The sequence below is a fragment of the Saccharibacillus sp. CPCC 101409 genome (assembly GCF_030518235.1).
Taxonomy (GTDB): Bacteria; Bacillota; Bacilli; order Paenibacillales; family Paenibacillaceae; genus Saccharibacillus.
Map to the genome: position 1 here is coordinate 19,103 of NZ_JAULSA010000023.1, position 16,482 is coordinate 35,584.

15 protein-coding genes are annotated in these 16,482 nt (G+C 56.8%); 11 read left to right on the forward strand and 4 right to left on the reverse strand.

The features are described from left to right. Positions 1 to 48: 48 nt before the first annotated feature. Entirely contained in the window at positions 49 to 225 is a 177-nt protein-coding gene (locus QWJ34_RS25090; protein WP_302731837.1) for a YjfB family protein, read from the reverse strand. Positions 226 to 918: 693 nt separating this feature from the next. Between QWJ34_RS25090 and QWJ34_RS25095 the strand changes: the two genes are divergently transcribed. From QWJ34_RS25095 to QWJ34_RS25105, 3 genes are all read left to right on the forward strand, one after another. Further along, positions 919 to 1,314 (forward strand): Fur family transcriptional regulator, encoded by a 396-nt coding sequence (locus tag QWJ34_RS25095; RefSeq protein ID WP_302731838.1) that lies wholly within the window; start codon positions 919 to 921, stop codon positions 1,312 to 1,314. After that, positions 1,290 to 2,063, forward strand: a complete 774-nt coding sequence (locus tag QWJ34_RS25100; protein WP_302731839.1) for a winged helix family transcriptional regulator — start codon at positions 1,290 to 1,292, stop codon at positions 2,061 to 2,063. The genes QWJ34_RS25095 and QWJ34_RS25100 overlap by 25 nt, the downstream gene beginning before the upstream one ends. Before the next feature lie 217 nt (positions 2,064 to 2,280). Further along, a complete protein-coding gene (locus QWJ34_RS25105; protein WP_302731840.1) occupies positions 2,281 to 3,738 on the forward strand; it encodes a catalase in 1,458 nt (485 codons plus the stop codon). 347 nt (positions 3,739 to 4,085) lie between these two features. On the opposite strand, the gene QWJ34_RS25110 is transcribed toward QWJ34_RS25105, so the two are convergent. Beyond that, positions 4,086 to 5,072, reverse strand: a complete 987-nt coding sequence (locus tag QWJ34_RS25110; protein ID WP_302731841.1) for a 3-oxoacyl-[acyl-carrier-protein] synthase III C-terminal domain-containing protein — start codon at positions 5,070 to 5,072, stop codon at positions 4,086 to 4,088. 127 nt (positions 5,073 to 5,199) lie between these two features. Beyond that, on the reverse strand, positions 5,200 to 5,550 hold the full coding sequence (locus QWJ34_RS25115; RefSeq protein ID WP_302731842.1) for a hypothetical protein: 351 nt from the start codon (positions 5,548 to 5,550) through the stop codon (positions 5,200 to 5,202). Positions 5,551 to 5,803: 253 nt separating this feature from the next. Between QWJ34_RS25115 and QWJ34_RS25120 the strand changes: the two genes are divergently transcribed. From QWJ34_RS25120 to QWJ34_RS25155, 8 genes are all read left to right on the forward strand, one after another. Beyond that, positions 5,804 to 6,712, forward strand: a complete 909-nt coding sequence (locus QWJ34_RS25120; RefSeq protein ID WP_302731843.1) for an ArsR/SmtB family transcription factor — start codon at positions 5,804 to 5,806, stop codon at positions 6,710 to 6,712. A gap of 278 nt (positions 6,713 to 6,990) precedes the next feature. Next, complete coding sequence (locus QWJ34_RS25125) at positions 6,991 to 8,736, forward strand: ABC transporter substrate-binding protein (RefSeq protein ID WP_302731844.1); 1,746 nt, start codon at positions 6,991 to 6,993, stop codon at positions 8,734 to 8,736. Positions 8,737 to 8,825: 89 nt separating this feature from the next. Further along, on the forward strand, positions 8,826 to 9,779 hold the full coding sequence (locus tag QWJ34_RS25130) for an ABC transporter permease (RefSeq protein WP_302731845.1): 954 nt from the start codon (positions 8,826 to 8,828) through the stop codon (positions 9,777 to 9,779). 15 nt (positions 9,780 to 9,794) lie between these two features. Then, positions 9,795 to 10,718 carry an oligopeptide ABC transporter permease gene (opp4C, locus tag QWJ34_RS25135; RefSeq protein WP_302731846.1) on the forward strand — a complete coding sequence of 308 codons (924 nt, stop codon included), beginning with the start codon at positions 9,795 to 9,797 and terminating at the stop codon, positions 10,716 to 10,718. Positions 10,719 to 10,731: 13 nt separating this feature from the next. Further along, the gene (locus QWJ34_RS25140) at positions 10,732 to 11,718 is read left to right on the forward strand and encodes an ABC transporter ATP-binding protein (protein WP_302731847.1); all 987 of its coding nucleotides are present in this window, start codon (positions 10,732 to 10,734) and stop codon (positions 11,716 to 11,718) included. Next, a complete protein-coding gene (locus tag QWJ34_RS25145) occupies positions 11,711 to 12,763 on the forward strand; it encodes an ABC transporter ATP-binding protein (protein WP_302731848.1) in 1,053 nt (350 codons plus the stop codon). The genes QWJ34_RS25140 and QWJ34_RS25145 overlap by 8 nt, the downstream gene beginning before the upstream one ends. A 307-nt stretch (positions 12,764 to 13,070) precedes the next feature. Next, positions 13,071 to 14,414: an MATE family efflux transporter gene (locus QWJ34_RS25150; protein ID WP_302731849.1), complete on the forward strand. Its 1,344-nt coding sequence runs from the start codon at positions 13,071 to 13,073 to the stop codon at positions 14,412 to 14,414. 16 nt (positions 14,415 to 14,430) lie between these two features. Further along, the gene (locus tag QWJ34_RS25155; RefSeq protein ID WP_302731850.1) at positions 14,431 to 15,060 is read left to right on the forward strand and encodes a DapH/DapD/GlmU-related protein; all 630 of its coding nucleotides are present in this window, start codon (positions 14,431 to 14,433) and stop codon (positions 15,058 to 15,060) included. A 428-nt stretch (positions 15,061 to 15,488) separates the two neighbouring features. Here QWJ34_RS25155 and QWJ34_RS25160 read toward each other — a convergent pair whose 3' ends face one another. Continuing rightward, the gene (locus QWJ34_RS25160) at positions 15,489 to 16,373 is read right to left on the reverse strand and encodes an AraC family transcriptional regulator (protein ID WP_302731851.1); all 885 of its coding nucleotides are present in this window, start codon (positions 16,371 to 16,373) and stop codon (positions 15,489 to 15,491) included. Positions 16,374 to 16,482 lie beyond the last annotated feature (109 nt).

Here is a 16,482-nt window from a genome sequence, read left to right on the forward strand (position 1 = left end):
AAACCGGATAGGCGGCAGGCCGCGCTTCCGGTTTCTCGTCCGCGACGTTTACGCGCGAATATCGAGCGAACCGCCGAGGTGGGGCGAGACGCTCTGTTCCAGCATTTTGGCCAGCTGCTGACCCTGCTGCTCCGCCTGGTCTTTGGCGATGCTCATGACCTGAAGCGAAGCCTGCTGAGTCGTGGAAACCTGGCTCATTGCCACGGAGAGCGCAGCGATATCCATGATTATTTCCTCCTTTTCGGCTAAGGAATCTTTACATAGGCCTAAACGTGTTATCGGCCAGAGAACAAGCTGTTTCAATAGGGCTTTCGATGCCATTGACTTTATCAGGAAATTAAACTATACTAAAAGTTATGTGGACACTTGAATAACAATAATGCAGAACCAGCATACTTTGATTATCCGAATCGCACTGGCGCGGTCATCGGAGCCGCAAGGATGGAAGAGAGGTAGGGCTTTCGTTGTTTTAGATTTCAGAGAACGAAGCCTTTCACCGTAAAGTGACAGCTCGTAAAGTTTAACGATACGTTTTCGCCATAGAACGCTGCATGCAATCTGGCGGTTGCGCGCGGCGGGAGATTGACTTGGGAAGTGACAACGGACGATTCATCCATGAGAATCGGTTCCGGCTTAGCGGAATCGTTCGGTTTGGCAAGAGTGCCGACGAAGATCGTCGGCGAACGGTAAGAGGTTTCCCCGGTTATTCAAGTGAATTGCGGCGGCGGCGTACATCCATTACGCCCGGTAAGCCCGCGATAGAACGGTCGTCCTTCGGGACGGCCGTTTTTTTGTCGACTGCGTACTGAGAACGGTTCTTGATTCCTTCGACAAATAGATTTATACTTATTCTAAAATCAAACGTTCGACCGACCGCTGCGGCGGCCGGCATTCGACCCATAAATGAGGAATGACACCATGAAAACAATCAATTTAACGACCCAACGCCAAGCGGTATACGATATCGTCCGCGATTCCGAAGACCATCCGACGGCGGCGGACGTGATGAACCGGCTCGTCGAGCGCGGTCACAGCTTCGCTTACGGCACGGTATACAATTCGCTGCGCTATTTGAGCGACAAAGAGATGATCCGCGAGCTCAAACTGGGGGAAGCGGCCAGCCGTTACGACGCCAGAACCGACGACCACCAACATATCGTGTGCGAAGTCTGCGGCCGGGTCGACGAAGTCATGACGCCCGTTCCGGAAGAATGGATGTCGCGGATCGCGGAAGAGACGGGATACGAGGTGCACGGCGCCCATATCGTACTGGAAGGAGTGTGCGCGGAATGCCGAAGCAAGCGGAAGAAATAATGGCCGGAAGTTTATCCGGGACCATGCCCGAAGTGTGCGAAATGACGAAACGGATCATTATGGTCAGCCCGTTTCCCGGCCGGATGCACGAGCTGATGCGCACGCTGATGGAGTCTTGCTTCGACGTGCTCGTTTTCCATCGCTGGGAGCATACCGAAGCCGGGGCGCTGCAGGCCGATCTGCTAATCTTCGACGTGAGCGGTTCGGAAGCGGAAGACCCGGTAGGCGCGTTTCGCGAAAATTTGCATCCCGTACACGCGGAGGTACCGACGCTGTTCCTGGTGGACGAGCGGATGCTGGCCGGCGGAGTCGGAGACGGGGCGGAAGAACTGCTCGTCTGGCCGGCGCGGCCGCATGAAGGGCTGCATCATGTGCGGCGTATTCTGCGCAGCGTTTCGGCGCGGGAAGCGGAAGGACTCGAGTCTCCGCCGCCTGCCGAATCTTCGCGCGACCGGCTGATCTTCAAGGATCTGGGGATCGACCGCCGCCGGATGACCGTGCACCGCAGCGGCGCCCGAATCGATCTGACCAAGACGGAATATGAACTGCTGGTGCGGCTGATCGAAGGGCAGGGAGCCGTGCGCACGCGCGAAGATCTGCTGAATATCGTCTGGGGCACCCAGTATTTCGGCGGCAGCAACGTAGTCGATGTCCATGTCAAAAGTCTGCGCAAAAAACTGGGCGACAACGCGGCCAAGCCGCATTATGTGGCGACGGTGCGCGGCGTGGGCTACCGGCTGGCGGATTAATCCCTGCCGGAGAGTCCGGATGACGGCCCGGCTGTTCGCCGGGACCTTTTTTTTATTTCTGCCGCCGCTTCGCTTCATTCGATCTTCATCAAACGCTTATGCGCCGCTCATGATGTCGTCGTTTTTCGATGATAGAATGCTAATACAGATTTAGATAAAGTCTAAATTCAATTCTAAATCAGTTTGCATTCTTCTATTCGGAAAGGACGATCTTACGATGACAAACTCCAGAATGACAACCAACCAGGGGGCGCCGATAGGCGATAACCAGAATTCCAGAACGGCGGGCAGCGCAGGGCCGACTCTGCTGGAAGACTATCATCTGCTGGAAAAGTTGGCCCATTTCGACCGCGAACGCATTCCGGAACGCGTCGTACATGCCAGAGGCGCGGGCGCGCACGGCGTTTTCAAGACGGAATGCGGCATGTCCGATTATACGCGCGCCGCTTTCCTGCAGGAAGCCGGGCTCGAAACGCCGGTATTCGTCCGCTTCTCGACCGTGATTCACGGGACGGGTTCGCCGGAAACGGCTCGCGATCCGCGCGGGTTTGCCGTTAAATTCTATACGCAGGAAGGCAACTACGATCTGGTGGGCAACCACCTGCCGGTCTTCTTTATCCGCGACGCGATCAAGTTTGCGGATATGGTGCACTCGCTGAAGTCCGATCCGCGGTCCAACCGGCAGGAGCCGGGGCGGTACTGGGACTTTATGACGCGTATGCCGGAGTCGACGCATATGATGACCTGGCTGTTCTCCAACCACGGGACACCCGCCAATTATCGGGAAATGGACGGTTTCGGCGTGCATGCGTTCAAGTGGATCAACGCCGAAGGCAAAGCCGTTTACGTCAAAACCAAATGGGAATCGAAGCAGGGCGTGCGCACGCTGACCCCGGAGCAATCCAAAGAAATCCAGGGCGAAGACTTCGGCCACGCCACCCGCGATTTGTTCGACCGGATCGAAGAAGGGAATTTCCCGCAGTGGACGCTCAAAGTCCAGTTTATCGAGCCGCAGGAGCTGGACGCTTACGATTTCGATCCGCTCGATCCGACCAAAGTCTGGCCGGAAGAACAATTTCCGCTGCATACCGTGGGCACGATGACGCTGAACCGCAATCCGCAAAACTTTTTCGCCGAAGTCGAGCAGGCCGCTTTCTCGCCGAGCGCGCTGGTGCCGGGGATCGAGCCGTCGGAAGACAAGCTGCTGCAGGGCCGCCTGTTCTCGTACCCGGACACGCAGCGCCACCGCCTGGGAGCGAACTACCTGCAAATCCCGGTCAACTGCCCGTATGCGCCGGTGCGCAACCATCAGGAAGGCGGAGCGATGAATATACGCACCGATCTGCCGAGGGTCAACTACGAACCGAACGGCTATGCCGAAAGTCCGGCCGAAGATCCCGCTTACCGCGATTCCGAAAGCCCGCTCCAGGGGCCGGCGGTACGCCGAAAGATCGCGAAGACCGACGACTTCTCCCAGGCGGGCGCCCAGTATCGCTCGTATACGCCCGAAGAACGCGATCACCTGATCTCCAATATCGTCAGCGACCTGACCGGCCTGAGCGAAGATATCCAACTCCGCGCCGTTTGCAACTTTATCCGCGCCGACCGCGAATACGGCATGCGCTTGGCCCGGGGCCTTGGCGTGGATATTTCTTCTTTTATGGGCGGCCTCTGATTTCGATCACAGTCTTTCGATTCTTACAGCCGCTGCGCAAGAGAAAGATGTCCGAGGTTTTGAAGTCATGCCAAAAGCCGGACTCTGCATGAGCCAACATGCAGAGTCCGGCTTCTTCTCGCTCTCAACTCTCAAAGAGAGCATTGAATAAGCGAATGAGTGCTGTAAAAAGAGGCTAAGTAAAAGCAGAGGATAAAGTTCGTGTAGGAGTGGTAGCGTTCGCCTTTGAAACCGGGAATATTCCATAAAATATAATCAAATTCCTGGTTTCAACAAGCGACCGTAACGAACTTTATCCGGCGCGCTTCCAGCCTCGGTTTCAGAAACCAAGAGCTTATCGTAAGCTCTCAATACTTAAACAACATCGCAACCAGCTGGAACCCCGAGCCGATCGACCAGAACAGCACATGATCGCCGCGCTTTACGCGGCCCGTTTCCACCGCTTCGTGCAGCGCGATAAACGGACTGCTGGTGCCGGTGTAGCCGAAACGGTCGCCGACATACACCATCTGCTCGTCGCTCAGGCCGTACTGGCGCTGGATCTTGAGCACGTTCTCGAGCGAGAACTGCGACAGGCAGTAGCTGCCGATCTCCTGCGGCGTCAGGCCGTGGCGGCCGAGCAGCGTTTCGAACATTTCGAACGTCGGCGGCATCGCCGCATGCGCTTCGAACGGCAGCCAGAGGATGCCTTTGGATTCCGAGCCGTGCTTGACCGTTTTGGCGAGGCCTTCCGCCGGATAGCGGATAAAGTCCCGGTTGACCGGATCGGTGTGGTAGATGGAATCGATAAAACCGGTCTGCTCTTCGGTTCGTTCCAGAATAACGGCCGCGGCGGCGTCGCCGTAATTGGCGTACGTGATCGCGCTGTCCGGATCGCTGACCAGCGTATTGTAATCGGAGCCGACAATCAGGGCGCGGCGGATGTTCGGAGCGCTCAGCATATAACGGCTGGCATGATCCACGGCAACGACCATACCGGCGCAGTTGGCGTTGGAGTCGAGTACCATCGTATGGGCGTCCGCGCCGATTGCGGCGTGGATATACAGGGCGTTTACCGGGAACGTTGTTTCCGGAACCTGGGTGGAGAAGACGACCATATCGATGTCCGTACCCTGCAAACCGGCTTTGGCCAGTACTTTTCGCGCGGCTTCGATGCCCATGGTCAGTCCGTTTTCTTCGTCGCTGTCGATCACATACCGGGACTTGCGGCCCATATGTTCCAGAAAACGGCGGATATCGTTGTTTTGTTTGTCGAAATGATCGAAGTAAAACTCGTTGTCGACGGCATTGGCGGGATGATGGATTTCGACGGCTTCAATACGGATATGACTCATGCGAATTTCGCTCCTTTAGTTCTTTTCTCTATATCTGTGTTTGCATCGGCAGAGGAAAAAAAGACGCGCCGGGCGTGTCTGCGCAGCTTGGGGCGCAGCCGCTCTTCGCGTCTTTCGAACCTTTTTCTTATTGGGTGAGGATTTCCACGTTGGCCAGTCCGGCTTCGCGGGCTACGCGGCCGAGCTGCATTTTGATGATTGTTTGCGATTGGCTGATAATGAAGACCACTTTTTGAAAACCGGTTTCTTTATAGCTGACAAAAGAACCTTTCAGCTTCTCCACTTCTTCCGTCGCGAGCAGATCCATGTCCCGGCAATCCACTTCAAGCGTAAAAGAACCGGCGTCGATCGAGGATGCCATCTTGGCGTAATCGCGCACGAAATTTTGATAATCCTGGGGAGTAAAAGTACCGCTGACTTTCATTTCGACTTTCTTTGCCGCTTGATTGGTTTGAATACTGTAAGGAGCCTGTGCCATTTGTTATTTTCCTGCCTCTCGGTATGATTTTCTCTACACTCTATTTTATATCGGTCCTGCCCAATCGGAGTGAAGATTCCAAAACATTATTCTACATTTTTTTCATAACCGATACCGTGAAATCATAAATTTTTATTTATAAATGGTTCTTTGTACCTGGAATTGTTTTAACTGCAATCGGGAAGTTCCGCTTTAAAAAAGTTTTAAGGCGATGGTATAGTGAAAAGAAAGAAGAACAAGAGGGGGAAAAACGGTGTACGAAGCCGATGTGGAATTTCAGCCGCTGTACGAGCTGATGAACAGCCTGCACACTTATTTGTGCCGCAAGTTCTATAAGAAAATCGATCTGTCGCCGTCCTGGGCCGCCGGGGTCAAGCAGCGGCTTACCCCGGAATTTGCGCAGCTGCTGGACGCCTCGCTGCTCGACCGGGACTGGAAAGCCGCTTACCTGCTCGCTTATTTGTCGCCAAATCCCAAGACGCCGCAGCGCTTTATCGCCTGGCTGGACGCAACCGAGGCGGAAACGATTTATCGCAAAGCGTCCGCATACACCCTCGACCTGCCCGAAGACTTCGAAGGGCTGATCCGCCGCGTCCGTCATATGGTCGCCGAGTGGAACGAACAGTATTTTCGTCATGCGGAGCCGCAAATCCTGGGCGCGCTGGGCGAACATGCGGCGCGCGAAGCCAGACAGGGGCGGGGAGAAGACAAGCAGGCTTTCGTCGAACGCCTGACGCACGGGCTTCGATTCGAGCCGGTGGAAGGGCTGGAGCGCGTGCTGCTGATTCCGCAGTATCATTTCCAGCCGGTCAACGTGATCTATCATTACGGACGGCTGACGCTTTGCCATTACGCGTCGGGTATCCATTTCGGGGCCGAGGAGCTGCTGGATCACGGGACGTACCGCGTTCTGCGCAGTCTGGGCGAGCATAACCGGCTGAAAATTTTAAAGTATCTGAACGAGGGACCGAGAACGTTTATCGAAATTTTTCGCTATCTGGGGCTGTCCAAAGGGATTACCCACGACCACATCTCCAATCTGCGGCGCGCGGGCTTGACCCGCGCCCATTTCGAAGGCGAGACGCTGACCGTATACAGCCTGCGCACGCCGTCGATCGAACGGCTGAGCGAGGATCTGCTGGCGTATATCGGTTCCGACTGAAAAGAATACCGGACCGGTCCGGACAGAAACGTCAAAACGCCCGTTTTCCGCCGAAAGGCGGGAAGCGGGTTTTTGCGTCGACTAAAATTTATTTTGGTTTAAACGCGGTTCTCTCTTTACAGAACCGTTTTATCTTTCTATAATGGGGTCATTCGCTCGAATAACTGACTTAGTTAATCGGAATTATACATATTTTAAAATAGGACCGATTAAAAAAGCGGGGTTGGACGGGCCGCGTATAAATAAACGAGAAAATCGACACTGGGGGAGTAATGGAGATGAAAAAAGGATTCGTAATACTGTCCGGTATGGTACTCGCAAGTTCGCTGGCGCTTGCGGCATGCGGAAGCGACGAAGCCGCGCAGAATGCGGCGGCGCCAAGCGGCGCGGAAAGCGTAAGCAGCGGAGACGCCGGAAGCGGGGCCGAGGCGCAGCCCGCCGCCCAGACGACGGCGGACGCGATTCAGGCGAGCGATATGTCCAAGCTGCCGAGCGTCGCCCAGCAGCGCACCGATACGATCATTGTGGGATTGACCGATCCGAGCGGCGCGTTTACGCCGTACTTCCATCAAAGCGGCTACGACGGCAACGTCTCCTCGCTGCTGTACCAATCGCTGCTGACGGTAGACGACCAGGGACTGCCGGTCGGCAACCTGGCGGAAAGCTACGAAGTCTCCGACGACGAAAAAACGTATACGTTCCATCTGCCCAAAGACGCGGTGTTCAGCGACGGTTCGCCGCTGACGGCGGAAGACGTGGCATTCACCTGGACCATTTTGCACGATAAAGCTTACGACGGCGACTCGCAGATTCCGGAACTCGGCATCGTGGGCGGCGCGGATTACAAAGCGGGCAAAGCCGATTCCGTTTCCGGCATCAAGGTGATCGATCCGCAAACGGTGTCGGTTACGCTGGAAAACGTCGACGCTTCGGCGATTCTTCAACTGGGCGGCGACGTGCTGTCCAAAGCCTACTACGGCAAAGACTACAAATTCGGCGAGCTGGAATATATCAAGAAGCTGCACGAGAATCCGCTCGGCAACGGTCCTTACAAACTGGAGAAGTTTATCCCGGGGCAGGAAGTGCGGATGATCGCCAACGACAAATATGCCAAAGGCAAACCGGCGACGGAGCATTTCATCTATAAAACGTCCGAAGGCGATGCCTGGCAGTTCGTGGAAACCGGCGAAATCGACTATTCTTCGTTCGCGGCGACCCAGGAAAACTTGGACAAGATTAAGGGCCTCGGCTTCCTGAGCACCGTGCCTTACACGCCGAGCACCTACGGCTACCTGACGCTGAACCACGAGCACAAGCAGCTTCAGGACAAAGCGGTCCGTCAGGCGCTGACCTACGGTCTCGACCGCCAGAGTATTTACGTCGACGCCAACCAGGGCGCGGGAGAAGTCGCGAACATTCCGACTTCGCCGATCTCCTGGTCGTACACGACGGAGAATATCAACCCGTACGCTTACGATCCGGACAAAGCCAATCAGCTGCTCGACGAAGCGGGCTGGGTCGCAGGATCGGACGGCATCCGCGAGAAAGACGGCCAGAAGCTGACCATCCATTACCTGGGACGCAAAAGTCCGGATACCGACGTCTTTATCGCGCTGGCCGAAGAAAACTACAAAGCGATCGGCGTCGACTTCCAGCCGGAAGTACTGGCCGACTTCAACGCTCTCGTGTCCAAAGTCGAAGGCGGCGATTACGACATGGCGGCTTTCTCCACGGCGATGATGACCGATCCGTCGGAAGGCATCACCCAGTTTATCGACGGGGAAGTGCTGGGTTACGACAACCCGGAAGTCACCAAGCTGAACAAAGAAGCGCTGGCCGTAACCGATACCGCGAAACGCAAAGAAATCTACCAGAAGCTGTACGAAGTAGTAAACGACGATCTGCCGGTGATCTTCACCAACTACCGCAAGATCGTGTACGCGTATAACGGCCGCATCGAGAACGTAACCGTAAGTCCGTTTACCGGACTGGCCGACGGCCTGTCGGAATGGACGCTTAAATAATCCGGACGCCGCTGACCGCATTCCCGCCCCGCCATCAGGCGCGGGCGGGAATGCGCCGTCCGGCGTTTGTTTTCGGAGAGGAGATCCCGATGGGCGCTTATTTATCCAAAAGATTGTCTTATATCATGATTATTCTGGCGGCGGCTTCGCTGATGATTTTCTGTTTGTACGCGATGACGCCGGGCGACTTTATCAGCAGCAATATCAAGCTCAGCGCCGAACGCAAAGCGGAGCTGCGCGAGATCTACGGACTCAACCGGCCGGTGCTCGAACGCTACTGGACGTGGCTGACCCACGCGCTGCGGGGCGACCTGGGGTATTCGCTGGCCCAGCAAAGACCGGTGCTGGCGCTGTTCAATACGTATATCTGGAACTCGTTCCTGCTGGCGGTCGTCTCCACGTTCTTCACCTGGGTGATCGCCGTGATCGTCGGCGTCGTCGCGGCGTACCGGCAGTATTCGTGGTTCGATACGCTCGTCATGATCGTGATCTTCGGCGCGATGTCGATTCCTTCGTTCTTTATCGGGCTGTTCCTGATCAAGATCTTCGCCGTCGATCTGCATCTGCTGCCGCCGGGCGGCATTACGACCACCGGCAGCAACGCGGTCGGATGGGCGCATGTGCAGGAAGTGATCAAGCATATGACGCTGCCGGTAGCCGTCATGACGCTGCTCGGCACGGGTTCGCTGACCCGCTACTTCCGCAGCAATATGATCGATGTAATCCGCCAGGATTATATCCGCACGGCGCGCGCCAAAGGCGTCAAGGAAAGCAAAGTGCTGTTCGGCCACGCGCTGCGCAACGCCATGCTACCGGCGATCACGCTGGTCGGCTTCGAGCTTCCCGCGCTGTTCGGCGGCTCGCTCATTATCGAGAAAATCTTCAACTGGCCGGGCATCGGCCAGCTGTATATCCAATCGTTCGGCCAGCGCGATTATCCGCTGCTGATGGGCTTTACGATGCTGATCGCCATTCTGACCGTTATCGGAACGCTGCTGTCGGACGTGCTGTACCGCATCGCCGATCCGCGCGTCAAACTGTAAGGAGGGGAAGACCATATGTCATCCGTAAGCGGAGCGGCCGCTCCGGGCCGCGGGGCCAAGACGGCCGTCAAGTCTTCCATGTGGCGGCAGTCGGTGCGGCTGCTGCTCAAGAACAAGCTGGCGATCGCCGGTCTCGTCATCGTCGTGCTGATGTTCCTGGCCTGCTTTATCGGGCCGATGTTTTCGCCGTACGCGGACAATAAGACCAATATGCGCATCATGAACCGGGCGCCGAATCTTCAGCACTGGCTGGGAACGGACAAGCTCGGCCGCGACGTGCTGACCCGCGTGCTGCTGGCCGGACGGATCTCGCTGACGGTCGGCCTCGCTTCGATGGTGCTGTCCGTGACGCTGGGAACGCTGCTCGGCGCGCTGTCGGGATTTTTCCGCGGCGTGGTCGACCAGGTCATTATGCGCGTCGCGGACCTGCTGCTGACGATTCCGAGCCTGCCGCTGCTGTTTATCTTCGGCGCGCTGCTTTCCGATTGGAAAGTGCCGCCCGAGAACCGTATGTACATCGTGATGCTGATTCTCAGCCTGGTGAACTGGCCGAGCATGGCGCGGATGATCCGCGGCCAGATGCTGAGCCTGCGCGAACGCGAGTTTATGCAGGCGACGACGGTGCTCGGGCTGAACAACAAGCGCAAGCTGTTTCATCATCTGCTGCCCAATCTGATTCCGCTGATTATCGTCATCGCCACGCTGAATATCGGCGGCGCGATTCTGAGCGAATCGGTGCTGAGCTTTTTCGGTCTCGGCGTCACCGCCCCGACTCCGACATGGGGCAATATGATCGACGCGGCCAACAATCTGATCGATTTCCAGGAACGTCCGTGGCTGTGGATGCCGCCGGGCCTTTCCATTTTCATTACGGTCATCGCCATCAATATTTTCGGCGACGGACTGCGTGACGTACTCGATCCCAAACAAAAAAGGTAGGTGAACGACGACCGTGGAAAATTTGCTTCGCGTGAACCGTTTGAGCACGCATTTTCATACCGACGAAGGCACGGTCAAAGCGGTGGACGATATCAGCTTCCGTGTCGGCAAAGGCGAAACCGTCTGCATCGTCGGCGAATCCGGCTGCGGCAAAAGTATCACGGCCATGTCGATCATGGGGCTGATCCAGGCGCAGGGCGCAAGCGGCGTAACGGGGGGCACTATCGAATTTGGCGGGGAAGATCTGCTGAAGCTGGGCAAAAACGAACTGCGCACGCTGCGCGGCAGCGAGATCTCGATGATCTTCCAGGAGCCGATGTCTTCGCTCAATCCGGTCATGACGATCGGCGAGCAGCTGACCGAGCCGCTGCGCATCCACCGCAAGCTGAACCGCAAGGCAGCGGCGAAGCGGGCGGTCGAACTGATCGCCCAGGTCGGCATCTCCCGGCCCGAACAGATTATGGACAGCTATCCGCATGAGCTGAGCGGCGGCATGCTCCAGCGGATCATGATCGCAATCGCGATCTCGTGCGGGCCCAAGCTGCTGATCGCCGACGAGCCGACAACGGCGCTCGACGTCACGATCCAGGCGCAGATCCTCGATATGCTGCGCCGGTTCAAAGACGAATCGGAGATGTCCATCATGCTGATTACGCACGATCTGGGCGTCGTGGCGGAGATGGCGGATTACGTCATCGTCATGTATGCCGGCAAGATCGTGGAAGAAGGCGAAGTCGAGGTGCTGTTTGACGACCCCAAGCATCCGTATACGCGCGGTCTGCTGCGCTCCAAGCCGGTATTGGGCCAGCTCCAGGACGAACTGTATTCGATTCCGGGACAGGTGCCGGACCCGCTGGAGCTGACGGAATCGTGTTATTTCCACGACCGCTGCGAGTTCTGCATGGATATTTGCAGAGTGAAGGGACCGCCGCTGCGCGGCGTGGGCGAGCGGCAGAAAACGGCCTGCTGGCTGTATGAGGAGGCGAACGTTCATGCCTGAAACGGAGAACAAGATTCCGGCGGGCTCCGGCGCGGCCGCCGCGGCAAACGAGCCGCAGAAAGGGCCCGCGCCGGCAGCGTCGCCTGAACCGCTGCTCGAGATCGAGCATCTCAAAACGTATTTCCCGGTCAAGTCCGGCCTGTGGGGCCGGACCAAAGCGCATGTCAAAGCCGTCGACGATATCAGTCTGACGCTGCGCGCCGGCGAAACGTTCGGCCTGGTCGGCGAATCCGGCAGCGGCAAAAGCACCGTCGGCCGCTCGATCGTCCGCCTGACGGACAAGACCGCCGGCGAGATCCGCTACCGGGGGCAGGACCTGTATGCCATGCCGGAGCGGGAGCTGCGCAGGCTGCGGCCCAAGATTCAGCTGATCTTCCAGGACCCGTACAGCTCGCTCAATCCGCGCGTGCGCATCGGGGACGCCATCGGCGAAGCGATGCTCCAGCACGGACTGGCGTCGCCGGACAATGTGCGCGAGCAGGTGCTGGAAGTACTGGAACTGTGCGGGCTGCCGCGCTATCATATCGACCGCTTCCCGCACGAATTCTCCGGCGGCCAGCGCCAGCGCGTCGGCATCGCCCGGGCGCTGGCGATGAACCCGGACCTGATTATCGCCGACGAGCCGGTCTCCGCGCTCGACGTGTCGATCCAGGCGCAGATCATCAATTTGTTCCGCAAGCTCCAGCGCGAGCGCGGATTGACCTATCTGTTTATCTCGCACGACCTGAGCGTCGTCGAGCATCTGTGCTCGCGCATCGGCGTCATGTATCTGGGCTCGATGGTCGAAACGGCGCCGCGCGCCGAGCTGTTCGGCAATCCGCTGCATCCGTATACGAAAGCGCTGCTGTCGGCCGTGCCGGTGCCCGTGCCGAAGCTCAAGCGCGAGCGCATCGTGCTCCAGGGCGATATCCCGAGCCCGGTCAATCCGCCTTCGGGCTGCAAGTTCCATACCCGCTGCCCGCTGGCGTTCGACCGCTGCAAAGCCGAAGTGCCGGAGTTCCGCGATATGGGCGGCGAGCATTTCGTGGCGTGCCACCTGGCGTAAGCGCGAGTCTATCTGCCGGGGAGGCGGTTTATCCGGTCGTTTGCGGCATTCGCGCCCGCCAGGACTGTAAAAAAATCGTTCCAAGCCCGAAGCCGGTCTTTTTGACCGCTTCGGGCTTTTTGGTGCGGGCGCGCTTGAAACGCCGATAAATGCGTACGATTTTGATCGTTTAATAGCCGATTTTCGTAGAGGCTTCCGCATAGAAAAGATATATTTATCGAAGCACGGATCTGAATGGGAAAGGAGGAGGGCGCAGCTGTTAAAACGAATCGTGCGGCTTCGCCGCGCAGGAGGATTCGAACGCGAATTGCTGTCGCTGGTTATTCCCATAGCTGCGCAAAACCTGGTTTCGGCAATGGTGATTTCCGCGGATGTGCTCATGATGGGCGGAGTAAGCCAGGAAGCGATGTCGGCCGTATCCCTGGCGGGGCAAATTACGTTTGTGCTTACGCTGTTTTACATGGGATTATCGACGGGATCGGGCATACTCGCCGCGCAGTACTGGGGCAAACAAGATTTAGCGACGATACAGCGGGTGCTGGGCGTCTCCGGTTTGTTTGCGTTCGGGATCTCGGTCTTGTTTTTTGTATGTTCCTTTGTGTTCCCGGAAGTTCTGATGGGGTTTCTGACCGACGATCCCGAGTTGATCCGCTTCGGCGTACTGTTTTTGCGGCCTTTATCATTCTCTTATCTATTCATGGGAGCGTCGCAGATGTACCTGACCGTTATGAGAAGCATGGAAAAAGCGAGTTTTAGCGCCTGGGCCGCTTCCGCGTGTCTGATATTAAATATCGCGCTGAACGCGCTGTGCATCTTTGTCTGGTTCGACTGCAAGCCGGAGCGGGCCGTCGCGGCCGTTGCAATCGCCACCGTTTGCGCGCGCTTCGTCGAGCTGCTCTGCTGCGCTGCGCATTCGGTCTTCCGCGGCCCAATCCGCTTTCGATTGCCGCTGCCGGATGCCGCGCATCTGAGTCTGCTCAAAGATTTTCTTCGTTATACGCTGCCTGTACAGGGCAATTATATCGTCTGGGGAGGAGCTTTGACGGCGACGGCGGCGATAATCGGCCATGTGAGCGCGGATATGGTCGCCGCGAATTCGATTGCGTCGGTCGTCAAAAATCTGGCGATTGTGTTCTGCGGGGGAATTGCCGGCGGGGGAGCGGTGCTGATCGGCAAGTATCTGGGGAACGGCGATATCGAAAAAGCCCGGGAAGCGGGAACGCGAATACTGAGGTACGCGCTGCTTTTCGGCATACTGGCCGGACTGACGATTCTCGCAATCAAGCCTGTGGTGCTGGCAAGCGTTCGTCTGGACCGTGACGCTGCGCGATATTTGGACGGAATGCTGGAGATCTGCGCTTATTATTGTGTCGCCAAATCTCTGAATACCACGACCATAGGCGGTATCTTCCCGGCCGGAGGAGATGCCAAATTCGGATTCTGGTGCGACGCCGCGGTCATGTGGGGGATCATGCTGCCGCTGGTCTATGTCTGCGCGTTTGTCTGGAAAGTCCCTCCGATTCCGCTGTATGCCGCGATCAGCCTGGATGAATGGATCAAGCTTCCGGCGGCCGCAGCGCGGTACAGACAGCGCAGATGGCTGAACAACATCACAAGAAATTTTCATGAGATTCAAACCGACGAAGGATAAAAGGAGGCGGAAAACGATGAATATTCGGGAACGCATGGCCGCGCGCCAATTATTTACGGACCACGACGAGAACTATCCGCAGGAAGCCGCCGAACTTGCCCGTGCGCGCCAGCGCGGCAAAGCTCTATGTCACGAAATCAACCGCCTGCACCCCGACCGATTGCAGGAACGCCTCGATCTGATGAAGCAGCTGTTCGGCAGAATGGGGGAGAACGTTTGGCTGGAGCCGCCGATCCGCATGTCTTACGGTTCCAATACGACGGTGGGCGACAACGTCTATATCAACTTCAATCTGACGATTGTGGACGATTACCTCGTTACGATCGGCAGCGATGTTATGTTCGGTCCGAATGTGACCATTGCCGTAACCGCTCACCCCGTGCATGCCGAAATGCGCAGGCAAGGAGGAATGTACGCGCTCCCGGTTGTGATCGAAGACGGAGCGTGGATCGGGAGCGGAGCGATTATTCTGCCGGGCGTTACGGTCGGCGCGGGAAGCGTAGTGGGAGCCGGCAGCGTCGTGACCCGGGACGTCCCGGCCCATACGATTGCCGCCGGCAATCCGTGCAGGGTGCTGCGCTCCGTAACCGAGCGGGACCGGGACTATTACTACAAAGATATGCGTTTCGACGAAGTGGATTGGTAACAAAGCAGGAAGTACCGGTCCGGTTCGCGAAAAAAACAGCGGCGCGTTTGATATACGCCGCTGTTTTTTGTCTGCCGACTCAAAAAAAGTACATGTCGGGAGACCTGCGATGAAAGAAGAACGCATACTCGGCGGCATATTGTTTCACCCTCGGGGCGAAGGTCCGTCCGATATTGATACAACCATAGCTGATTTTGGAAGAGGAATAGCGGCAAACCCATTATCCTGGATGTAAACGAATTTACTTTCAGGAGGCCGCCTATTATGCTGGAATTTATTTTGCTTATTTTGCTTTTTTGCGTCGTCTGCGGAGTTGTATATATCGTTTCGTATTCCGGGCGCGTGCAGCGTATCGCCGCAACCCAGGAAAAGAAATTTGCCGAGCGCTTTAATCGGGAGACGGCCGACGGCCCGTCCGAAGATCGGGATTAAGCGGACGAACCACCGGACTGTTTGCGGAAATCCTGCGGGGACAGCCCGATTTGTTTGCGGAAAACGGAAGAAAAATAACTCGACGTTTGAAACCCGCACGCCAGCGCAATCTCCGACACGGGACGGGCGGTTTCTTTGAGCATCTCGCAGCTTTTCTGAATCCGGTACCGGATCAGGTAATTGTTCGGCGACTCGCCGATATGCTGTTTGAAAAGTTCGCTGCACCGGCTGCGGCAAACGGGGCCTGAGGCCGCGATCTCGTCCACCGTCAGTTTAGATTCGTAACATTGATGAATACGATGCGTCATCCGACGGATCAGCATCCATGCGTGCTCGTCGCCGCCGCTTTGCTGCTCGCGATGAAGGTGCGCCGAGACCGAAGCGCACAAAGAAGCGGTTTGCGACAGCAGAAGCAGCAGATTGTCCGTTCCGCCGTGCATTTCGCGGTACAGCGCATCGAGCGAGGACAAAACGTCCCGCTGCCAGGGAACGCTGTCCGACAATGTCAGAAAATCGGCGGCGGAAGGTCCGAATTTTTCTTCAAGATAGGCTTTACCCGCAAGCGTTTCCGCGCCGAGCAGAACGGGATGAACCGCGACTACGATAAAGCAGCAGTCCGTTTCGGTCGAAGAAAAGCCGTAGTGCAGCCGTTTGCTGTTTACGAAAATGCCGTCTCCCTGCTTCATATGAACAGTCTGCCCGTGGATAAAATAGTCCATGGCTCCGTCCAGAACCAAAATAAATTCTACGTCGGGGTGCCAGTGATAAGCGGCGGCATAGCGGTCGAACTGATGCAGCCAGCCTTTGCGGACATACAGCGGAAAGTTCGGCAGATTATAATTCAATCGTTCCGAGAGATCGGAAAATACTTCAAGCGCCATCATCGCAATCCCCTCTGTTTCTTATCGAATCTTCAACCTAATCATAGGCCACAATCCAAAGTTCTTCAAACGTCGCGTACCCGAATCCCCGCGCCGCCGTTCTTTCGTT